24 protein-coding genes are annotated in these 20,496 nt (G+C 47.3%); all 24 read right to left on the reverse strand.

Annotation, left to right across the window (positions count from 1 at the left end; translation table 11 throughout):
- Positions 1–22: 22 nt before the first annotated feature.
- Entirely contained in the window at positions 23–496 is a 474-nt protein-coding gene (gene nuoE / locus HZB61_00985) for an NADH-quinone oxidoreductase subunit NuoE (protein MBI5055177.1), read from the reverse strand.
- Positions 480–2,486 carry an anaerobic carbon-monoxide dehydrogenase catalytic subunit gene (gene cooS / locus HZB61_00990; protein MBI5055178.1) on the reverse strand — a complete coding sequence of 669 codons (2,007 nt, stop codon included), beginning with the start codon at positions 2,484–2,486 and terminating at the stop codon, positions 480–482. Before cooS ends, nuoE begins: the two co-directional genes overlap by 17 nt.
- 85 nt (positions 2,487–2,571) lie before the next feature.
- Positions 2,572–4,785: a CO dehydrogenase/CO-methylating acetyl-CoA synthase complex subunit beta gene (gene cdhC, locus HZB61_00995; GenBank protein MBI5055179.1), complete on the reverse strand. Its 2,214-nt coding sequence runs from the start codon at positions 4,783–4,785 to the stop codon at positions 2,572–2,574.
- A 98-nt stretch (positions 4,786–4,883) separates the two neighbouring features.
- The gene (locus HZB61_01000) at positions 4,884–5,273 is read right to left on the reverse strand and encodes a transcriptional repressor (protein MBI5055180.1); all 390 of its coding nucleotides are present in this window, start codon (positions 5,271–5,273) and stop codon (positions 4,884–4,886) included.
- 152 nt (positions 5,274–5,425) lie between these two features.
- On the reverse strand, positions 5,426–6,769 hold the full coding sequence (locus tag HZB61_01005; protein MBI5055181.1) for an acetyl-CoA decarbonylase/synthase complex subunit gamma: 1,344 nt from the start codon (positions 6,767–6,769) through the stop codon (positions 5,426–5,428).
- 95 nt (positions 6,770–6,864) lie between these two features.
- Complete coding sequence (locus tag HZB61_01010) at positions 6,865–7,806, reverse strand: acetyl-CoA decarbonylase/synthase complex subunit delta (protein MBI5055182.1); 942 nt, start codon at positions 7,804–7,806, stop codon at positions 6,865–6,867.
- Positions 7,807–7,906: 100 nt separating this feature from the next.
- Positions 7,907–8,695, reverse strand: a complete 789-nt coding sequence (locus HZB61_01015) for a dihydropteroate synthase (protein MBI5055183.1) — start codon at positions 8,693–8,695, stop codon at positions 7,907–7,909.
- Between the two features lie 179 nt (positions 8,696–8,874).
- Positions 8,875–9,642 carry an AAA family ATPase gene (locus HZB61_01020; GenBank protein ID MBI5055184.1) on the reverse strand — a complete coding sequence of 256 codons (768 nt, stop codon included), beginning with the start codon at positions 9,640–9,642 and terminating at the stop codon, positions 8,875–8,877.
- A gap of 21 nt (positions 9,643–9,663) precedes the next feature.
- Positions 9,664–9,813, reverse strand: a complete 150-nt coding sequence (gene ccoS, locus HZB61_01025) for a cbb3-type cytochrome oxidase assembly protein CcoS (protein ID MBI5055185.1) — start codon at positions 9,811–9,813, stop codon at positions 9,664–9,666.
- Positions 9,814–9,873: 60 nt separating this feature from the next.
- On the reverse strand, positions 9,874–12,366 hold the full coding sequence (locus HZB61_01030) for a heavy metal translocating P-type ATPase (protein MBI5055186.1): 2,493 nt from the start codon (positions 12,364–12,366) through the stop codon (positions 9,874–9,876).
- The gene (locus tag HZB61_01035) at positions 12,359–13,045 is read right to left on the reverse strand and encodes a sulfite exporter TauE/SafE family protein (protein MBI5055187.1); all 687 of its coding nucleotides are present in this window, start codon (positions 13,043–13,045) and stop codon (positions 12,359–12,361) included. Before HZB61_01035 ends, HZB61_01030 begins: the two co-directional genes overlap by 8 nt.
- 87 nt (positions 13,046–13,132) lie before the next feature.
- Positions 13,133–13,606, reverse strand: a complete 474-nt coding sequence (locus HZB61_01040; GenBank protein MBI5055188.1) for a FixH family protein — start codon at positions 13,604–13,606, stop codon at positions 13,133–13,135.
- Positions 13,607–14,014: a bacteriohemerythrin gene (locus HZB61_01045; GenBank protein ID MBI5055189.1), complete on the reverse strand. Its 408-nt coding sequence runs from the start codon at positions 14,012–14,014 to the stop codon at positions 13,607–13,609.
- Positions 14,015–14,043: 29 nt separating this feature from the next.
- Positions 14,044–14,490 carry a FixH family protein gene (locus HZB61_01050; GenBank protein MBI5055190.1) on the reverse strand — a complete coding sequence of 149 codons (447 nt, stop codon included), beginning with the start codon at positions 14,488–14,490 and terminating at the stop codon, positions 14,044–14,046.
- 13 nt (positions 14,491–14,503) lie between these two features.
- Positions 14,504–15,715 carry a 4Fe-4S binding protein gene (locus HZB61_01055; GenBank protein ID MBI5055191.1) on the reverse strand — a complete coding sequence of 404 codons (1,212 nt, stop codon included), beginning with the start codon at positions 15,713–15,715 and terminating at the stop codon, positions 14,504–14,506.
- Positions 15,702–15,845 (reverse strand): cbb3-type cytochrome c oxidase subunit 3, encoded by a 144-nt coding sequence (locus HZB61_01060; GenBank protein ID MBI5055192.1) that lies wholly within the window; start codon positions 15,843–15,845, stop codon positions 15,702–15,704. Before HZB61_01060 ends, HZB61_01055 begins: the two co-directional genes overlap by 14 nt.
- Positions 15,846–15,963: 118 nt before the next feature.
- Positions 15,964–16,149, reverse strand: a complete 186-nt coding sequence (locus HZB61_01065; protein MBI5055193.1) for a hypothetical protein — start codon at positions 16,147–16,149, stop codon at positions 15,964–15,966.
- Entirely contained in the window at positions 16,143–16,319 is a 177-nt protein-coding gene (locus HZB61_01070) for a hypothetical protein (protein MBI5055194.1), read from the reverse strand. Before HZB61_01070 ends, HZB61_01065 begins: the two co-directional genes overlap by 7 nt.
- Positions 16,294–16,743, reverse strand: coding sequence for a hypothetical protein (locus tag HZB61_01075; protein ID MBI5055195.1), 450 nt, complete (start codon positions 16,741–16,743; stop codon positions 16,294–16,296). The genes HZB61_01070 and HZB61_01075 overlap by 26 nt, the downstream gene beginning before the upstream one ends.
- 17 nt (positions 16,744–16,760) lie before the next feature.
- Positions 16,761–17,705 carry a cbb3-type cytochrome c oxidase subunit II gene (locus HZB61_01080; protein ID MBI5055196.1) on the reverse strand — a complete coding sequence of 315 codons (945 nt, stop codon included), beginning with the start codon at positions 17,703–17,705 and terminating at the stop codon, positions 16,761–16,763.
- The gene (locus tag HZB61_01085) at positions 17,702–19,111 is read right to left on the reverse strand and encodes a cbb3-type cytochrome c oxidase subunit I (protein MBI5055197.1); all 1,410 of its coding nucleotides are present in this window, start codon (positions 19,109–19,111) and stop codon (positions 17,702–17,704) included. The genes HZB61_01080 and HZB61_01085 overlap by 4 nt, the downstream gene beginning before the upstream one ends.
- A 74-nt stretch (positions 19,112–19,185) precedes the next feature.
- The gene (locus HZB61_01090) at positions 19,186–19,620 is read right to left on the reverse strand and encodes an Rrf2 family transcriptional regulator (GenBank protein ID MBI5055198.1); all 435 of its coding nucleotides are present in this window, start codon (positions 19,618–19,620) and stop codon (positions 19,186–19,188) included.
- Positions 19,621–19,622: 2 nt separating this feature from the next.
- Entirely contained in the window at positions 19,623–20,048 is a 426-nt protein-coding gene (locus HZB61_01095; protein ID MBI5055199.1) for a rubrerythrin family protein, read from the reverse strand.
- Positions 20,049–20,147: 99 nt separating this feature from the next.
- The gene (locus tag HZB61_01100; GenBank protein MBI5055200.1) at positions 20,148–20,468 is read right to left on the reverse strand and encodes a PilZ domain-containing protein; all 321 of its coding nucleotides are present in this window, start codon (positions 20,466–20,468) and stop codon (positions 20,148–20,150) included.
- Positions 20,469–20,496: the final 28 nt, after the last annotated feature.

Consider the following 20,496-nt stretch of genomic DNA (forward strand, 5'->3'; position numbering starts at 1 on the left):
ACCTTTTTCCCTTAACTACTGTCTACTTTTTTATCTCTTCAATAACTCCTTCAACCTTCTTCATGTCTATCTCGCCGACAACGTCTTCGTTTATTGTGGCTACCGGCGCAAGTCCGCAGCATCCGATACATCCCACCGTCTCAAGCGTCATCGCAAGGTCGGCAGTGGTTTCGCCTTCTTCGATGCCGAACTCATTTTTTATTTTATTGAGCACTTTGTCCGCGCCCCTGACATGGCACGCTGTGCCGGTGCATACACGCACTATCTTCTTACCGCGCGGTGAAAAATAGAACTGCTTGTAGAAAGTGGCGGTGCTGTAAACATCAGACATAGGGATATCAAGATTTTTCGACAGCCTTCTCAGCTCTTCTTCAGGGAGAAAATTGTGCTCTTCCTGTATCTTCTGAAAGGCGTGGATCAAGATCCCGCGTTTCTTCTGGTCTTCAGTTAAGACGCTGCCAACGTGTCCGATGATCTCATCAGTTTTCAGACTCATTGATACCTCCAACACCAGCGTGAGGCGCTGCCGCCCTTTCGATCTCTCTTCTTGCCGCCATATCCATGAGGACTCTCTCGGCCCCGAATTTACCGGGTTCATATTTTCTCAGCTTCAGGTTTACCCTTGCCTTGTCAATGTAATCCAGGGTCATAGCGAGCATCTTCTCCGGGTCCGGCTCAAAATGCAGCGCTCCCATAAATCTTTCAAACCATACTTCGGTCATGATCCTTGTGACTTCCTTGCTCGCGCCTACAGGAGATTCACCGCCAAATATTACGGGCACTCCTGACGCCGCAAAGTAGCAGCCGATGGCGATGGCCTTTTCAGACATCCATTCAGGGGCGATACCTACAGCGGGCATTCCGCCGATCTCTTCTGAAAGTCCGCCTTCTGCCGCCATCGCGGTTGCAATCGTTAAGATCCTTGAATTGTCAACGCACGAGCCTAAATGCAGGATCGGCGGTATTCCAATTGCCTCGCAAACTTCTCTGAGTCCGGGGCCTGCGTTTTCCAGCGCCATTTCCGGTGTAAGGAACCCTGCGGTGCCGCATGCGGCAGAGCCGCAGCCTGTTGAGACGATCAGGACGTCATTCTTTATCAACTCGGTTGCAATATATCTGTGGAGTCCCTGAGACGGCACCCTCGGATTATCGCATCCCGCAAGGCCGACAACTCCGCGTATTCTTCCTGCCATGATCGCGTCATTTAACGGCCTGAATGAACCGCGCCATCTTCCACCCTGCATGTATTCGATGTATTCATGCGAGAAGCCCGCGATGACAGGGAATTTATCTGTGATATGACTTCCCTTTGTGGTCCTGTTCGGATAATTGTCGATAGCCATTCTCACGATCTTCTCCGCTATTTCACGCGCATGGTGTTCTTCATATTCAACATGAACCGCTCCGGGTATCATCGCCTTTCTGCTTGTCGTGATTATTTTAGTATGGAATTTTTTTGACAGCTCGGTAATCGCGGGCATGATGCACTGAACGTCTACCGTCATTGCATCAACGAGCCCTGTCATAATACCCAGCTCCTGATTTGTAAAACCTCCGGCTGTCGGAATGCCGTGCCTCATAAGGACTTCATTTGCGGTACAGCACATGCCGCCGAGGTTAATGCCTTTTGCGCCTTTGGACTTCGCATATTCGATCATCTTGGGATCATATGTAACGTCAACGATTATCTCGGCTAACGAGGGCTCATGACCGTGAACGACAATATTGACCTCGTCTTCCTTGAAGATGCCGAAGCTTGCCTCCGCCTTGACAGGGCTTGGGGTCCCGAAGAGTATATCGGTAATGTCCGTTGAGATCATACATCCGCCCCATCCGTCAGCAAGGGCAACTTTTAAACCATGTGTCAGAAGGTGGTCGGGGTCGTGATCGACACCGATATTGGTCCTGTGCATTGCCTCGACAACTTCCCTGTCAATGCCACGGGGAACGATGCCCCATTTTCTCCATCTCTCCTGTGTCTTCTTGGGCGCCCTCGCAGCGTAATTGATCTCGCCGGTCTGACGGCCGAAGTCTTCTATGAATTTAAGGGCCACGTCTTTTGCAACATCGTTAACGGGTCTTCCTTCAAATTCAATACCGATAATGCCCGCTACTCTGTATAGTTTTTTCACGTCAGTGATCTTGAAATCTTTTGCCTCACCGGTTGCCGCCGCAAGCAGTGTCATTGCCATGTCTCTCGCGTGGTCGGAATGTGCTGAAGTGCCAGCCGCGATCATTCTGACAAAATTCCTCGCGGCAATCGTCGGGAGCTGTGCGCCGCAGACTCCGCGCCCTTCCTCCTCCGCGTTTTTACCTACAAGCCTGCACGGCCCCATGTGGCAAACCTTGCAGCACGCGCCTGATTCGCCGATAGGGCAGGGCTTGAGTTTTTCCGCGCGTTCAAAGCATGTATCTATCTTCTGCTCTTCGCCCCATTCGATTATTTTTTCCGCAAATGTATCTGCGCTTTTCATTGTCTTATCCATATAACCTCCATTTAAAGGGGTTGGGGATTAGGGATTGGGGATTAGTTTTTACTAACCCCTGACCCCTAACCGCTAATCCCTGTCTTTAGAACATCGGGTCCATCTCAAGCGCGGGATGTCCGACGCTTGCGAGGAATTCCATTAACTTTTCCGAATCTTCAGCAACGGATTCGTCCGCTATTTTATCAAGCAAGTCGGGCACTCCTTCTTCGGCTGCCCGTTTATTGAAATCTTCTCCGAGCCTTTCTTTCAGGTTCTTTGTCATCCACACGATCCTCCTGAGGCCGCCGTCGGCATAGAGGAATTTTTTGCTTGTAATGAAGTTCACGCCGATTCCCATGAAGCCGGGGTTCTGCGTGCCGCCGCCTACAGTCCCCGCAAGCGTGGAGAACTTCATTCCCGCAGGCGTCATGCCCGTGTGTCCTCTCTGCACAAGCATTATTCCATTTGCCTCAGGAATAATTGCAACGATACACTCAAAGCAGCCGCAGGATGTCATCGGGTTGTCCATGATCGTGTAGAGGTTTAAAGATTCCACCGCGCCCGCAGAATTACTTTTTAAATAAGTATCAACGCCGGCCCATCTGCCTCTCGTTGCGTCCAGTGCCTCGCCTTTGATGATCGGCTGGTTGCCGCCTGTCGGGTCAATTTCAAACGCAGCCTTTGTATCAAGCCAGTTGTACGCTCCGCACAGTCCGAGACGTTCAGGGCTGATAACACAGACGTGTGATGGAGCAAAGGACTGGCAGAGCAGGCATGAATAAAAGGTGTCCACTGATTCATCCGTCAGTCCTGCAAGCCTGTGGTCTCTTTCCTTGTAGACTTTCCGCGCTTCATCCTGTAAAGCAAGCACGTCCTTTTCATCCACATAGATCGTGACCTGTACTTTGTCCACGATTGACTTGAACCTGTTGTGCGTCATTACGTTATGAATTACTCCAAGATGCTCAAGGGTGATGCCGTCTTTATAGGCCTGGTTGCTGATCCTCATCCAGACGATATCGCGCTGCCCCATGTGCCAGAGCCCCTGCGCTTCATTAATGTTGTGATGGAGTTTCCGCTCGATGATCGCCTCGAAATCTTTCTGCATCTTTCGTCCGGCGACATCTATAACTACGGCCATAGGCATCAGGCCGCCTTTTTTGTACCTTTCCTCAACATCAGTGCCTACAATGACTACCTTGTTATCTTCGATCTCGTTAAGCTCTTTGGTCCTCACCCATTCAAAAGCAGGTGAGCGCTGTCCGCCGAACTCGATGAACATGTCTTCTTTCCTGATCCTTTCTCCCTCGAACGCCGGGCCGAATGATACCGGTATCGGCGGTTTTTCAACAGTTACCTTGAGGCCGCGCACTTCGATTACCTTTTGAACGATCTTGCTGTGGTCAAATTCTTTGTCCACGTGTTCATAGGTGCATACGCCTGTGGGATGAATTACGGGAACATCCGTGTCGCACACAGCAGGGAAGCCCATGTTTATTGCGCCCGCTCCGGTAGACCACTTGACGTCATCAAGTTCGCCAAGGACAAGGGCGAATGCGAAGACCCTGTCTTTCTGGTATTTGAGATGTTCTTTGTAGTCGCCGGGTTTCTTGCCGCCGAATATTAGCGACGCCCTTATTGCCCAGTCAAGCGCGTACAGAGTATGTTCAGTATCGGGGCCGAGCGGGACAATGTATGTCTCCCAGCCCAGCGCGACATTTTGTTTCAGAAGCTGACGCGTTACGCTGGTCAACTGTCCGTTTTTATCTTTTGCCTGGCCCGAAAGAAAGATCAGAATATTTTTTTCCTGTAACTCCCTGACGATTTTAACAGCTATCTCTTCATCGGGGGCTGCACCGATGATGGCTGCAAAGCCGGGCATCCTGCCGTCAACGAGGGCTATGCCGAGGTTTCTCTGAATGGTATCTGTAATGAAGCCGTTATAAACGTATCCTGTTTCAGGATCAGTCACAGGTTCAAGTCCATTGATATATCTCAACGCCAGTATGATCTCCTCGGCGAAAAGAGTTGCCATCCCTGAATCAAGCGCCTCGCCCAAATAGGGTTTCCAGAGTTTTTCCTCCGGCACATCATGCAGCATCTCTCTTGTCATACTGAGAGCGACCTTCATATCGGCCAGTGTTTTGACCGGGAAGGCCGTCATCGCATATATCATCGGGAGATAAAATGCGGTGTCCGGGAATTCAAATACAAAATCCTTGCCTTTCTCTGCAATAGCTTTCTCAAGCATATCCTCTGCTCTTTTTACGAGCATGTGTGCAGCCTTGATGGCGGCAGAGGCTATTATTTTTGACATTTCAACCTCCTGAATTATTTATAGTGATCAGTGTTAGTGAATAGCGCCGGTCAGGGGATTTTTTTTCTGACACTATTTACTGACACTGATCACTGCCTTTATTTACATTTCCTGCATGTGCCGAAAAATTCTATGCTGTTGCCTGTTACGTCGAACCCTTTTTTTAATTCGTCCGGCAGGCTGAGTTTGTAATCTTTATTTATATCGACAATGTTCCTGCATTTTGTGCAGATGAAATGGTGGTGTCTCGTGCTGTCAGGATCATATCGCTTTCTCTTGTCGTCGATCTTGAGCTCAATGACACCGCCACGCTTTTTCAATGCCTCAAGGGTGTTGTAGACCGTTGCAAAAGACATTGTAGGAAACTGCTTCTGGACCGCTTTATATATGTCTTCAGCCGACGGGTGCGTCTTGTTACCGTTCAGATAACTCAATATCGCAAGCCGCTGCGGCGTAAGCTTAATGTTCAGATGCCTGTACTTTTCCATGGCAAAATTCTCTTTAATACCAGATAATAAACATTATCACATAAGAATTCTTGCTGTCAAACAGCCTTCAGCATTTACAAACTTATTTCCAACTGACGGATGTCCTGCAATTTCAGGTCTGCCCGGAGTTATTATTCTCCGGCAAACGTTAATCAGGCGACGCGGCCTTTCAAGAACGTCGGGATGGCGTTCGCCTCTCTCGGTCCTACCGTGATCTTCCATCCCTCAAGCTTGTCTTCAAGCGCCCCGCTGAGGATGGCGACCTGCCCGGGAATAATGAGTTCCTTATGCTTTATCTGGCCTTCAATTCCGCTGTCTTTTATGAACTGCGCTATCTTTGCAGCGGTGAACTTGCCCGCTGCCCATGCCGTGAGCACCGAAAGTCCCTCGGAGTCCATAACGGCAAGACGGCTTGGGACCTTGCTGTTTTCTATTTCGCCTGAAACTATAAAGTATGTCAGCGAGAAATTGGTTGTTATCATCAGGGGCGACTCAGCGGTCGGTTCACCGATATTGTAAATCTTCTGCTCAACCTGCATCGGCACCTGCGGGTCAGTGTATATATTCTGTCTCAATGTGAACAGCACAAGGTTCTTCCATTTCTCTATGCTGCTGAGAATAACAATTGAGGCATACTTGGCGATAGCTACAGATGCAATGGTCGCTTCGAGAATGGAATCCTCGCGTATCACGCAGTTAAGGACAGGGAACCCGAGCGGTTTAAAACCTTTCTTAAGCGCTGACCGTCTGATTTGTGTGTTGTGCTCGAGGATCTCTTTTGCCGAATTTGCTCCGGAGTCAAGCACAATATCATTTACACCCAGCCCCTGTAATTTTTCCGTAAGCGCGCTCAAAGCCTCAAGACCCTGCGCGCTGGCGCAGAGCGGGACACCGTGTGTCTTGGCGATCTTTGCCATTGCGTCAGCGTTCTCATTAGTAGCGGCGTAGATGAGGGGCTTGCGTGCTGCAATTACCTTGACTGCAGCTTCTGCAGCGGCAGCGTCCTTGCAGTTCAGTATGATCGCAGCAGCAGGGGCCTTTTCAGCTACAAGTTTCACGGCCTTTTCATATTGCGCGCTGTTGTTTGATGCATATTCAATAGAGATGGCGTCAACTCTGAGCTTCTGTCCTACGCGGTTCAGTTCAGAGGTCGCGACCCCGGTCGCATTTTTTACAAGCTCATCATCGCTGAGGCTGTCTTTTATATTAATTGCCAACGCGCATGGATTGAAGAATTTTTTGTCATGCCTGAAAAGCACGGTCTCTCCGCCAAGCTTCACCGCAGTGTCTCCGGCGCCGAGAGCAAAGGTCCTTATCGGCGGGGCAGAGGCTTCGCCGAGGGTCTTTTTTGCTTCCTCTGAGACATCGGGACATTTTTCAAGCGCTATCTTGCCCTGGGCGAGCGACATTGCAAACGCAAGGCAGGTGGGAAAACCGCATTTTTTGCAGTTTGTCTTGGGGAGAAATTTAAATATCTGAACACCGGTTAATGCCATTTTGATCCTCCGTAAATTAGTAGTAAGTAGTCAGTAGTCAAGGAATGGATCAGGACTTTTCGCCTAACTACTTGCTACTAACTACTGTCTTCAATTTATGTTAATTCCGCTATCGTCTTTTCAACCGTCTCAATCGCCTTCGGATGTCTCATGATCAGAAGGTTTGTGCCGGCAATGATCATGCCTGTTGCCGTCATCGCTTCCCATGCTATTCCTCTTTCCGCGAGAGTGCCCCATTCAGGGACGTCGGATTCAGATGCAACCGTTTCTTTGACCTTCCATACATACATCCCGACGTCGCCGAGTATAGGCGGCTGCATGGTGGCGTCGTTCTGCATAAGACCGGCAAGCCTGATCCTCTCCATGACCGAATAGGTATATTCAAGACCGTACCCGAGCGCTGAACACATGGGGTCCGTTATCAGTTTTTCTTTATCAAAACCCATTTGAGTGATGAGGATGTTGAGCTGCTTGGCAAGGTTTATATCAAGCTCGGACATGGCGATTAATTTGTGGTTGTGGGCGAGCGCCGCGGCAACTATCGTTTTGTAATTTCCTTCCTGCGCCTTTCCAATGATGCAGTTGTATCCGCTTGCGGCCTCGGCAGCGGCAACAAGTACGGTTGCGTCTTTTTCTATATGATTGGAGCCGAGAATGATAAGCGGTACTTCAATGGCTGTCAGGACGTCCTTTATCGTCTTTGCCGCGTCTTCGGCAGAGCGGTTGTCCCTGTCGGGATGAGTGCTTACCAGCCTGAGCGCGATGGCTTTTGCCTTTAATTCATTCTGGCAGTATTTGGCCCATGTGACAGGATCGCCGCTGACGTCTTTGTACGCGTTTTGTACAGTGTCGGGCCAGTCAACGGGCGGGATGTCCTGGATCTCGTATGCGATAACAGGGCGGTTCAGGATCTCGCCTTCAAATGATAAAAAAGGAAGACAATTTTCTCCGCCGATATTAAGGGCTTTATCGCCTTTTCCAAAGTCAACATTTAAAACCTTGCCGCTGCAGGATTCTTTCGGAACAACGTATGACATATCAACCTCCGTAATTTTAAGCAATCAGCTTTAAGCTCTCAGCGATCAGCTTAAGAATTTTCTTAGCTGACTGCTGAATGCTGACCGCTGATAGCTGTTTTTACATTTCCAGATACGAATGCGCGTAAAGCGTTTTACCCAAGAAGACATCTGTTGTCTTCAGCGTGTCCATAAGTTCTTTATCAAGAGGGTTCATGATAGCTGCTGTCAGTCCTTCATACATTAATAATGTCAGATAGACCCTGTCTATAAGCCCCCTCATTTGTTTGGGTACGCCGTTTGAAATATTGCTGAGCCCCACGACTGTTTTCATGGGGGGATCATTTAATTCCTGAAACATCTTGATGGCCTTGATGGAATGCATCGCCTGATCTTGTGTTGTGCAAACCTGGAGAATGAGCGGATCAAGGAAGATGTCTTCAAGCGGCACTCCAAACTCTGCCGCCCTGGCCATGATCTCCGCTGCGATCCCGCATCTCTCTTCGGCATCAGCAGGCAAACCGCCTTTGCCAACGGTAAGCGCTACTATCTGGGCGTTGTACTTTGCCGCAAGCTCAAGCATTCCAAACCTTTCAGGATCATTCGATGTTGAATTAATGAGAGGTCTTCCCCACTGGTTATTGTGGGCCTTGAGGCCGGCTTCAAGCGCGGAAGCATTAGTGGTGTCCAGGCAGAGCGGAGCGTGGACTACAGCCTGAATGCTTTGCACCATCCATGTCATCAACTCCTCGCCTTTTTCCTCGGCAGGGCCGGTGTTAACATCTATAAAATGAGCTCCTGCTTTCCACTGCGTATTTGCAAGCTCCTGGATCGGCTTTGGGTCACGGGCGTTCATGGCCTCTCTTACTTTTTTGGCAATAACGCTGATTTTTTCGCCAATGATAATCATGCTTGTTTCTCCTTTTAGGTTTTTCTTGCAGTGAATACATAACTGCTTAGAAGCAAAGTCTAAAATTATAACATAAGGCAATTAAAAAAATGCATCGTTATTTGATAATAAAAAAAATAAATAGAGTGATCCCTAAAGGGAGGGATTTAATAAAGAACATGGTAATTAAAAGTAGTATATTAAGGGATATTGACGGAGTCCAATAATTCAAAAACCGTCTTCACAGCGACCGAATCAGAGGGCAGAGCGAAGACAGGCTTTCCTTCAAGGTCGAGGTTGAAAATATTTTCGTCTTCCGGGACGTTAAAGGCTTTTTCAAAAGGTAATCCTCCTGAAACATTTTTGAGCCTGTCAAAGTTTTCAGACGATATTCTATTTACAATTAACTCGCGTCTGTTTATGTCCAGGGCAAGCTCGTCTACGAGGTTGTTTATCCTCTTTGCCGTCTGCAGCCCTTTCTGGGTGGGGTCGCTGATCACAAGCAGGAGGTCGACTTTGTGAGTAGTGCGCCTGCTCAAATGTTCCATTCCGGCTTCATTGTCGATAACAACGTAAGGATATTTTTCGGAAAGCTTGTCGGTATATTTCCGGATAATATTGTTGGCTGCGCAGTAGCATCCTGGACCTTCCGGCCTGCCCATTACCATGAGGTCGAACCCTTTTGCCTCGATTACGGACTGCTGTACCTGGTAGTCAAAGAGCTGCTCCATGCTCATTCCGCCGGGACGTTCGGCGCCGCTGCGCACCTTGGCAAGAGACTCTTCACGCAAACCGCCGATAGTCGCGTGCACCGGCACACCGAGCGCTTCATTCAGACACGAGTTGCTGTCAGCGTCGACCGCGAGGACCGCCCTGCGTTTTTTCTCGACAAGGTAACGGACTGTCAGCGCCGCGATGGTCGTCTTGCCTGTGCCGCCTTTGCCTGCTAATGCTATTACGAATGCCATAGTTTTTAATGATACAACATATCAGTCTGTTTTTGTATCGTCCTCCAGCATCCTGTGCTTGGGCCTCTCAGCGTCATCATACTGGCCGCTTTTTACCGCCCACATAAAGAATAACCATGCCCCGATTCCGAGGATTATTGAAAGAACTATTAAAAAGTATATCGTCCACATACAATTCAGGGGGGTTAGTAGTTAGGGATTGGGGATTAGTAAAAAACCAACCCCTGACCCCTAATCCCTAATCCCGTCTGTTATCCTCCTTATCCGAAGAGAGTTCCCTACAACAAAAAGAGAGCTCGCTGCCATTGCCCCTGCGGCGACAATGGGGTGAAGAACTCCAAGGACCGCCAGCGGGATTGCAACCACATTATAGAAAAACGACCAGAAGATATTCTGTTTTATAATTGAGTATGTCCTTTTGGAAAGACCAATAAAGTATGGAATAAGCTTCAGGTCGTTTCTGACCAGCACCGCGTCAGCGCTCTCCATCGCGATGTCCGTTCCGCGCCCCATTGCCATTCCTACTGATGCCTCTGTCAGCGCAGGCGCGTCATTGATGCCATCACCTGCCATTAAAACGCGGCCGCCTCTATTCTGAATATTCTCAATTACATCTTTCTTTTTCACCGGCAATGCCTCTGATATTGCGTTATTAACCCCAACCGCCGACGCTATTGAGTCAGTGGTTGTTTTATTGTCACCGCTTATAATAAACGTCTCAAGATTCATCCCATTAAGTTTATTCACCGCCTCCAACGCTTCAACTCTAATAACATCGGAGATTACAAATACCGCCCTCACTGTTTTGTCCCACGCCATATAAACAACTGTATCGCCGTTTCTCTCAAATTGCAATATGTTTTCATTCAGAAACTCCGTCCCTGAATTATTCTCATTCATAAAAATCCTGTTGCCGATGAACATTCTTTTACCGTCTGCTGTCCCCTCAACGCCTTTTCCTGTTGTCGCCCTGAATTCTGAAACATTAAATTGTTCAAGCCCCTTTGCCGCCTCTGTTATTGCGTGTCCTATGCTGTGCTCCGACAGTCTTTCAATAGAAGCTGCAAGCGATATGACGTGTTCTTTATTTACATTGTTATCTAAAACGACAACTTCCTTCAGCACGGGTTTGCCGATTGTTATGGTGCCTGTCTTGTCAAATATCACGCCGGTCAATCTGCTCGCATTCTCGATCACGTCGCCGCCCTTGATCAATACCCCTTTTGATGACGCCATGGTTGTAAACATCATAACAGACAACGGGGTTGCAAGCCCCAGACTGCAAGGACACGCAATAACAAGCACTGAGATGCCTGTCATCAATGCGAGCTGCGCCGGCGCGCCGTTCAATAGATAAAACACGACTGTCAACGCGGATATTATCAGCACAGCGGGAACAAAGACGCCGACAATCCTGTCTGCCAGCCTTTGTATGTGAGGCTTCTTGTTCTGCGCGTCTTCAACAGCTTTGATAATGCCGGACAGCACGGTCTCTTTCCCTGTTGCGGTAACTTCAAATACCAGCGAGCCGTAAAGGTTCATGCTCCCTCCGATAACTTTTGAACCGGAGGTCTTCATAACAGGCCTTGATTCACCGGTAATAAGAGACTCGTCAACTTCTGACTCGCCGCTGATCACGTTCCCGTCCAACGGGATTTTTTCACCAGGAATGACCTGAATCAGGTCTCCCTTATTGATTGAGGAAACAGGAACTGTATCTGTGTTCTGTGTTCTGTCTTCTGTACTCTGTCTTAAAACTCTGGCCTCTTTCGGCGTCAGTCCCGATAATTTTTCAATCGCCTCCGAGGCCTTGCCTTTTGCGTTTACCTCAATATATCTTCCAAGCAGTATCAGAGTTATTATCATTGCCGATGTATCAAAATAGACCTTGCCGCCGGTCCGCATCTGGTAGATGCTGTATATAAATGCCGAACCTGCGCCAATGGTAATAAGTGAGTCCATGTTGAAGCGCAGATTTCTTAAGCCGCTGATAGTCCCCTTAATAAAGGGCATACCTGAGTAAAAGATAACAGGGATAGTGATAAGCATCGCGATACTTTCAAAAAGAAATTTGTCCTGTTGCTCGATACCCTGGAAATATCCCGCGTAAAGCGCAATGCTGAAAAGCATCAACTGTGACGACAGAAACCCGGCGGTCCCGAACCTGATGAGCAGGTCTCTTGCCTCTGCCCTTTGTGCCTTGAACCTTTCGGATTCAGAATAAGGTTTGGGAATGTAGCCAATGGATATTATCCTCTTGAGTATTTGCTCAAGGCCGACAAGCTCCGGCTGCCATCTTATTTTCGCTTTGTGGGTCGCATAGCTTACCTTCACATAATCAACGCCATTCAGCCTGCTCAATATTTTTTCATTCAGCCAGATGCATGACGCGCAGCGGACACCTTCTATGAAAATATCTATTTCCTTCTGTTGTCTGTGCTCTGTGCTCCGGGCTCTGTCTTCTGTCTTCTGTCTTCCGCCTTCAACATTCACGACATGTTCCGTAAAGGGTTTTATATCTATCTCTCCGGTAAGCAGGGATGCTGAGATGCCCGCGTCCTTCCACATCCTTTTTTCATAAAATTCGTCAAGCCCTTCTTCATGGATCAATCCGTATATGCCGCGGCAGCCGTTACAGCAAAATGTTTTTTTCATGCTGTCTATTTCGTCATAGACCGCTTCTCTTTCGGGGAATTCCAGCAGGCAGTGGTCGCATTTAAGCATTTGGATATATACCCTTCAAAAGAAAATACGCGCCAAGAGCCATTACGACCACCCCGCTTATCCTGTAAGCTATCCCTCTGGTCCTCTGGCTTGCAAACGTAATCACTACGCCGAAGAGGAGCAGGGCAGGGAGGGTCCCCACTCCAAAAAAGAACATGACAAGCATCCCCGAAAGAAGATTGCCTGTGCCTGCAGATGCAATAAAAGCGGTGTACGAAAGGCCGCACGGAAGAAATCCGAGCAGCAGCCCAAGCGGATAGAACCGCAAGACAGATTCACCGTGCAAAATACTTTTTCCTGTTTTCAGGACAAGATTATTATGCTTCTCCAGCCATTTCATTCCGCCCGCGATTCCTGAAATGCTCAGTCCCATGAGTATCATCATCAGTCCTGCCAATATTGCCACCATGTTCTGAAACCCTGATATCCTGCCTGCCACGTTAACAAACGAACCTGTAAGCCCCATTAAAGAGCCTACAAACATATACGTGGTAATTCGTCCTATATTGTACAAGAGATGCGGAAACACCACCCTAATAAAATGGGGATTTAGAGGGGTTGCTGATTGATGACTACTACGAAGAGTATAAGTGGCAACAAGCGGGCCGCACATGCCTATGCAATGGCCGAACCCGCCAAGCAGCCCTGTCGTAAATGCGAGAGTATAGCTGAGTTCCATCTTGATTTTATTAGTCCGCTTAAAAAACACTGAGGCACTGAGACACAGAGAAAAGCTCCGTGCCTCGGTGCCTCTGTGTTTAGATTATCACTTCACTTCAAACAGGTAACTCACCGTCGCAGCCTTGCCGTTTCGCTCAACAGTCACATCCGCCCTCCACAGCTTACCGCCGTGAGGACATACGGGTATGACACCTTTGCCTTCATATCTCCCATCCTTGACATGTTTGAGAGCAGGCCTGTTAACGCCCATGAACATGCCCGGCATTGTCAGGTCCACAGAGACCGCAGCATCGGTGACGGGTTTTTCACCCTCTTTAAGAGTGACGTTGAAAAAGAGGTCCGCCATCGGATTTACCGGTTTGGGATTGATGTCCAATATCACCTTAAGGTTATCAAGCTCTATGGTCTTTGCGCACGGCCCGGCATTGATATCGCAATCTGTTTTTGTCCCGGAAGCGGCATGTTCATGCTGCATCCCCCGACTGTTTAACGGCAGCAGAAAAAGAGACACTAACATCAGCAGGAAAAGTTCCAATTTCATTTTATTATACGTTATCATCTATACCACCCCCTTGCTGTTTAAAAAAGGCGCGTATTTTTTGTCCTCTCCCATGATGTGATCAATAAGCCATTTGTTAAGGAAATTCAGGGTACGGGCAGTGACTATAATATCTCCATGATCAAATTTGTCTTTGAGTTCTTTCACCTGTTTTGTTAAATCACTGTGCAGTTTTTTATGCTGCATGTATTCCGGATACCCGTGTTCCTGGAACAGCTTTTCCTCTGTAAGAAAGTGATAGACCGTATAGTTCACAAGCTCATTTAATATTATGCCGATTACGTCCTTTCCCCTTCCTATCCTCATTTTGTCGAATAGATTATTTATGAGTTCAATAAGCTTCTGGTGCTGCGTGTCAATCTCTTTTATGTTGACGCTGTATTCTTCATTCCATGTTATGAATGGCATGGTTATTTCCCTTCTTAGTTTTAATTCTTTCAGTTATCTGCAAATATTCTTTCTTCCAATAACGCATCCTTGCCTTTCCGCCCTACGTGTATCTTCATGTCCCAATATCCGTACAGAGGGAAGTTGACCGCAGCGGTGTATAATCCTTCATGAAGTTTAACGGTCTTATAATCTTTATCGTACGCGTTTGTTGACGGCCTGCTGACTATCAGGGAGACAGTAGCGTCGGAAAGCGGTTTTCCTTCTTTGTCAAAAACAGAGATACTGACCTCCCCGTCACCTGTTTTAATTTTCCCGTTATTGATGACAGCGCTCCAGCCCAATTCAGACTTGCTGTCCTGTATCCTGTCCCATAACAGACCCTGTTCGTAAGGCTTCTCAACTACAACTCCGTCAAACATCTTTTCACCCACAATAATTGATCCGCCCACAGCGGAAAGCGCAATTATGGAAACGATAATAATTAAAATTTTCATTTATACCTCCCCCTCATCCCTCCGGAATAATAAAATTGGCCTTTTTGACCACCTCAACTCCCGGTGAATCTTTAGAACGGATAGATATATCAATGGCCTCAATATTTTCTTTCACGGATATATGTTTTAAATGAACGTAGACAGGGATTTTTTTAATGCTTCCAGCGGAAAGCCGGACACTGTCCGGGGTTATTTTTATTCCGTCCCCTTCTACTTTTGCGTTAATCTCAAGCTCCACATCCGACCTTCCCCTGTTCTTCACGGACAAGGTGTATGAGTTTATCACTCCGCCGTCTGCCGCGATGCGGGGCGGGAAAGAATAATTCGGCAGAACGGTCATATCAATGGCAACGCGCGTCAACAAAAGATAGATAAAGAAAACAAGAAAGACAGTGGTGACCGAACCCAGCAATACAGCATTCTGGCGCAGTATCCTTCCGGTCTCTCCCGGCAGTCCGAAGAAGTAACCTATCAGAGAGTCCTTCTTCCTGTGCCCCATCATTTTTGTACATGCATCGATGCATTCTGCACAGCTTATACAGGCCGCGTTCAGGCCTTCCTTTATGTCAATCCCGACAGGGCAGGTCCTTACACACGCCATGCATTTCATGCATTCTTCCTTTCTCCTCGGGTCAAATGAAATTACAAGCGTTTTACTATCGAACAGAACGCTCTGCAGTTTCGCATACGGACAGACGGTAGCGCAAAACTTGTGTCTGAGCAGGATGAAATTCAGGGATAATATCCCCGTTAAAACCAGCCAGAATCCCCAAGTCACACTTCCGAGATTTCCCTCCATGACCTCCGGGATGAATTCATATGGGGAAACGAAGTACCATATGAGATTTGCCGCGACTAAAACACTTATCAAAAACATCGCCGGGTACGAGCCCAGTTTATATGCCGGCCTTTTTGACTTCGCCTTGTCCACAAACCGGGTGAAGTCGACGATCACTGTCTGGGGGCAAAGCCACCCGCACCAGATCCTTCCGAACATCAATGTTATAAATACAACCAGGAAAGTAAGAAAAATTATGCCGATGAGGACGATGAAAAATTCTTCCATCCAAATGCTTGCGCCGAAGAAGTGCAGTCTCAGTGAAGGGACATCAAACCTTAACGCGCTCTCGCCTTCTATCTTCAGGAAAGGCAGGCCGACAATAAGAAACGCCTGAGCAGCCTCCACAACGCGTCTCCACGGTTGTATCCTCTTAGTCTTCGTCATCAAGCATTTTATACTTTGCTTCTTCGACTTTTTTGTGCCTCTTTTTTGAATAGTAAAAAACTATTATCACCGTAAATGCGACAACGAGCGTGACACCAAAAACAAAATATGCTATCTCCTGAGGGTCCATATGTACCTTGCTCACTTTTTCCGCACAGAAGCAAAATAAAGATAAAGCACCCCGATCACGGCGATAGTTGTGAATCCAATTGTTGCTATAACAGATATGTCCATAAAGTTGACCGTCCTTACTTCTTTAAAGATTCTTCGTATGCTTTTTCCTGCGTCCATCCTGTAATCGCCGGTGTGTAGGCTGTAAAATAAAAAACACTCCAGAGTATCAAACCCCAGAAAAGTATCAGCCATCCGACAGGGAGCTTGTTTACTGTTTCTTTTGCTTCAAACTCTTCCAGGTTGTCCAGTTCTTCTACCATGAATCCTCCTTATTAAAGGTTTTCCCGCAAAGGGGGCACGTGGCATCGTCCTCGTCATTCCACATTTCAACGTCCGCTCCGCAATGAGGACATTTTACATCCGTTGGAAACGGGGCTGCCTTGTCAGAGCATGCGGGCTTTTCTTTAAACCTTTGACTGTTCCCGTTCATTTGCCTTCCTCCATCCGTCAGCGGCAAGCTTTTGCATTCTTTCGATACCCCACTTTTTGATCTCCTGAAAATATCTCTTGGGGTCTGTTTTTGCAAGCTTTAAAATCTCGCTGCGTTCGGTTACAGAATCTATGTGGTCCGTCGGATAAACCCCTCTCCACGTGCAGTAACCTTCGTCAAAGAGCATATCAGGCGTGATCTCCGCAAAAGGGATATTCTTGCCCATGAACCTTGCGATGTCCATGTCAAATTCTATTATCCAGCCATTGTCGTTGACCATAGTCGCCGGGTCATGCGGAACGTCCGTTGAACAATCGGGGCAGTAGAGCCTGTTTACGATTTCTACGGGCATTACCCCGTCCCTTAAATTAAAGCTTGCAGTGCTGCCGCCGCAGCAGCAGCTCTTTTTGTAATCCATACACATCTTGTTTGAATCCTCCTTTATTTTTTCTCTGCGTCCTGTATCGATCTGATATATGAGACCAGAGACCAGATTTCATCTTTTTTCAAAGTGTCTTTAAAAGCGAGCATACCGCCTTTTGCAGTGCGCCCTTCTTCTATCATACCGGGGGATGTCCCGTTGTTGATTATTTCAAAATAGTCATCGTCAGGCACATCTCCCTCAACGTACAGGAATTTATTTCTGTTCGTCAGGTCAGGGCCGATGTCGCCTTTTGCATTCTCGCCGTGGCAAACAGCGCAATGTTCTCCAAAGAGCTTTTTCCCAAGGGCAATTGCCATCGGATCTCCTGCAAGCGGATTTGGAATATGCTGTTTCGCTGCAACTGCGGGTTTTGCCGCGGGTCTCTTGGCAACTGAAGTGCCGATCACTTGCACGTACGAAACCAGCGCGTCAAGCTCCGTCCTGTCTTTCAGCGCAGTAATATCTTCGGGCGTATACGGAAAGTTCAATGCCTTCATATGCGCTTCGACATCGGCAGGGTCAAGTATATTGTTTTTCAACCAGTTGTAGGACGGCATGTTGGAATCCGCAAAGAAGGCCCTCGGGTTTTCAAAATGCCTGTAGTGCCATGCATCGGCGTATTTACCTCCGATACGGGCGATGTCAGGCCCGGTCCTTTTTGATCCCCACAGAAACGGATGGTCATATGCGAACTCTCCGGCCTTTGAATATTCACCGTATCTCATCACCTCTGTTTTAAGAGGCCTGACGGTTTGGGTGTGACAATAAGCGCATCCCTCTCTCTGATAAATGTCCCTGCCGGCAAGCTGTAAGGCAGTAAATGGTTTCAGTGTTTCAAGCTTCGGATGCATCTGCCGGGTGAACATCGGATAGATTGCGGTAACGATACTCCCGATCAATACAGCTACAGTAGCAACTATCGCAAACAGTATTGGTTTTCTATAAAGTTCGCCTTTCATCATGCCACCCCCTGCGCTCCTGACGCCGCCAGTTCCTTGCCCCTGCGGATCGTCATGTAGATGTTATAGATGAAGAAGAGCATCCCGACGGTAAATATAATGCCGCCGATGGTCCTCATCTTCCAGAAAGGATAATTTCTTACAAGGGTTTCAACGAAGGTATACTTAAGTGTTCCGTCCGGATTAACCGCCTTCCACATGGCGCCCTGCTGAATGCCGGTAATCCACATTGTAATTGAATATATGAGCTGGCCTATGAGTACGAGATAGAAATGAGTGTTGGCGATCTTTACGCTGTATATTTCCGTTTTATAAATTTGCGGAATGATGTAGTACATCGCGGCAACTAATACCATCGCATCCCACCCCATTGCTCCCATATGCACATGTCCGGGGACCCAGTCAGTATAATGGATTAACTGACTCACCACTCTTAATCCCTGGGTCGGTCCCTGTATAGTCTGGAGTCCGTAAAACGTTATCCCGAGTATGAAAAATTTTGTAAGGTAGTTTGTCCTCATCTTGGACCAGTCGGCGCCGACGGTATAATAACCGTTCACCACCGAACCCCAGGAGGGCGCAATGAGAAACACGGTGAAGGCGATTCCGAGTGTTTGTATCCAGTCAGGAAGCGGCGTGTAAACAAGATGATGGGCGCCGGTCCAGAGATATGTGAACACCAGCGACCAGAAAGCGATGATTGATAATCTGTGGCTGTAAATCGGCATCTGTGTTGACTTGGGCAGAAAGTAATAGAAAATGGCAAGCACCGCCATTGTGAGCTCGGAACCGACAGCGTTATGCCCGTACCACCATTCAACATTAGCGCTGTTGACTCCAGCGAAAAGATGATAAGACTTAAACAGCCCTGCTGGAATTGAAAGGTTGTTAACGATATAAATTACCGCAATGGTTATCAGTGTGGCGATGACATACCAGAGCGAGATATACATCTGCTCCTCTTTCCTTTTGATAACAGTTCCGAGAATATTGATTGAGAACAGGACCCATAAAATTACGACTCCTATATCGAGCGGCCATTCAAGTTCGGCATATTCGATGGACTGGGTCATCCCCCAGAAAAGCGTTAGCGTAGCCAGGGCTATGGCTGCGTTAAACACATACAGGGTAAGTCTTGCAAGTTTCGGGAAGAGAAGAGGGCGCTTTGCAAGCCTCATCGTTATATAGTAGAAGATTCCCATAATAGCCCCCAAAACAAGTCCGAAGGCTAAAATGTTTGTGTGTATCACCCTCAATCTTCCAAAGGTAAAATAAGGTGAGATGTTCCACGCAGGACTCCACATCTGGATCGATACCCATATCCCTGCAAGGATGCCTACAACGCCCCAGAAGATAGAGGAAGTGATGAACCCTTTGACCGTTTGATTATCATATTGATAATCATTCATGGTTTACCTCCTCTTTAAAAATTGTTATTAAAGTTTAAGAGCTTCTATTGTTTATCTAATATCACAGTTTAAGCCTAATGACAATCTCTTTTTATGACTTTCTGAGATTTTCTTATACCCGCTAGTTTTGCAAAAGTCCAGCTCTTCAGGCGGTTTTTTATATCTTTCCGCAGTTCAATCCAAACAGGATGTACAGAGCAGGAAGAGCTGAACCCGCACATTTTTTTATCAACGGCGCATACATTCATCGCAACAGGGCCGTCAATGGCTTCAACGACATCAAGCAAGCTGATCTCCTCCGGTCCTCTTGCAAGTTGAAACCCTCCTTTGACCCCGCGGGTCGAGTTTACTATTCCTGTCTTCATGAGGCGCTGGAGGATCTTGGCGAGAAAGGTTTTCGGCACAGACATCTCTCCGGATATCTCATCAACACTTGATACCCGGTCAATATGTCTTGACAGGAAAAGGACGCATCGTACAGCATAATCAGCCTTCCTCGTTATATGCATATTCATTTGCCATTAAAAAATCTGCCGAGCAGTCCGTTAAGCATCTGGGCATGTCTTGCCTCATCCCTTGAGGACTCGTCAAAAAGATCATGGGCTTCATCGACATTCACCTCTTTTGCCTTTACAGCCGCCTCTCTTTTCCCTCTGTTTGCGTTTATCTCTCCATTGAGCATTTTTTCGAGATTTACTTTAGTGTTGTCAGAGATAAGCCCGTTCAGCTCGGCATATCGCGCTGCGTGGTCTGCCTCTTCAAATGCGATTCTTTTAAGGGCCTCGGCTATCTCTGCATATCCCTCTCTCTGCGCCTGCCTTGCCATTGCAAGGTAGAGCCCGACTTCATATGTTTCACCTTTAAAATTTGCTGTTACGGCATCCTCGACGGGTGTGCCTTTGGCTACGCCAAGTTTGTTTACGTTTACGAGTTCCATTTTATCCTCCTTATTTAAATAGGACCAATTTAGTCCTATTTAAACACAGCCAAAAAAATTTGTCAAGAAAAAAAGTGCATGTATGTGTGCGATGTATTTTTAGAATGGAAACTGAGAAGAACGCAGTGTATTGACGAGCTCTAAATAATCTTTATGATCATCCAAAAGCTGTACTGCAACGCCGTCGAAAACATCATTTGATTTTGTCATCCTGATCACTTTGACGGGAACATTCAACAGTTTGTCGTTATGAGATATATATATTTCGATTTTTGAATCAAAAGGGAAAGACATCTGTTTTGTGCTGATAAACATTCCGTTTTCAGAGAGATTTGTTACAGTGCCGCAATAGTCTGTGTCCCCGCAGTAAAATCTAACGCTTATATTTGACGGTACCCTGTCGAAAATTCTTCGATTCATATAATTCTATCCAGAAACTTATTAATGC

This window comes from Nitrospirota bacterium, from assembly GCA_016214845.1.
Classification (GTDB): Bacteria; Nitrospirota; Thermodesulfovibrionia; order UBA6902; family UBA6902; genus SURF-23.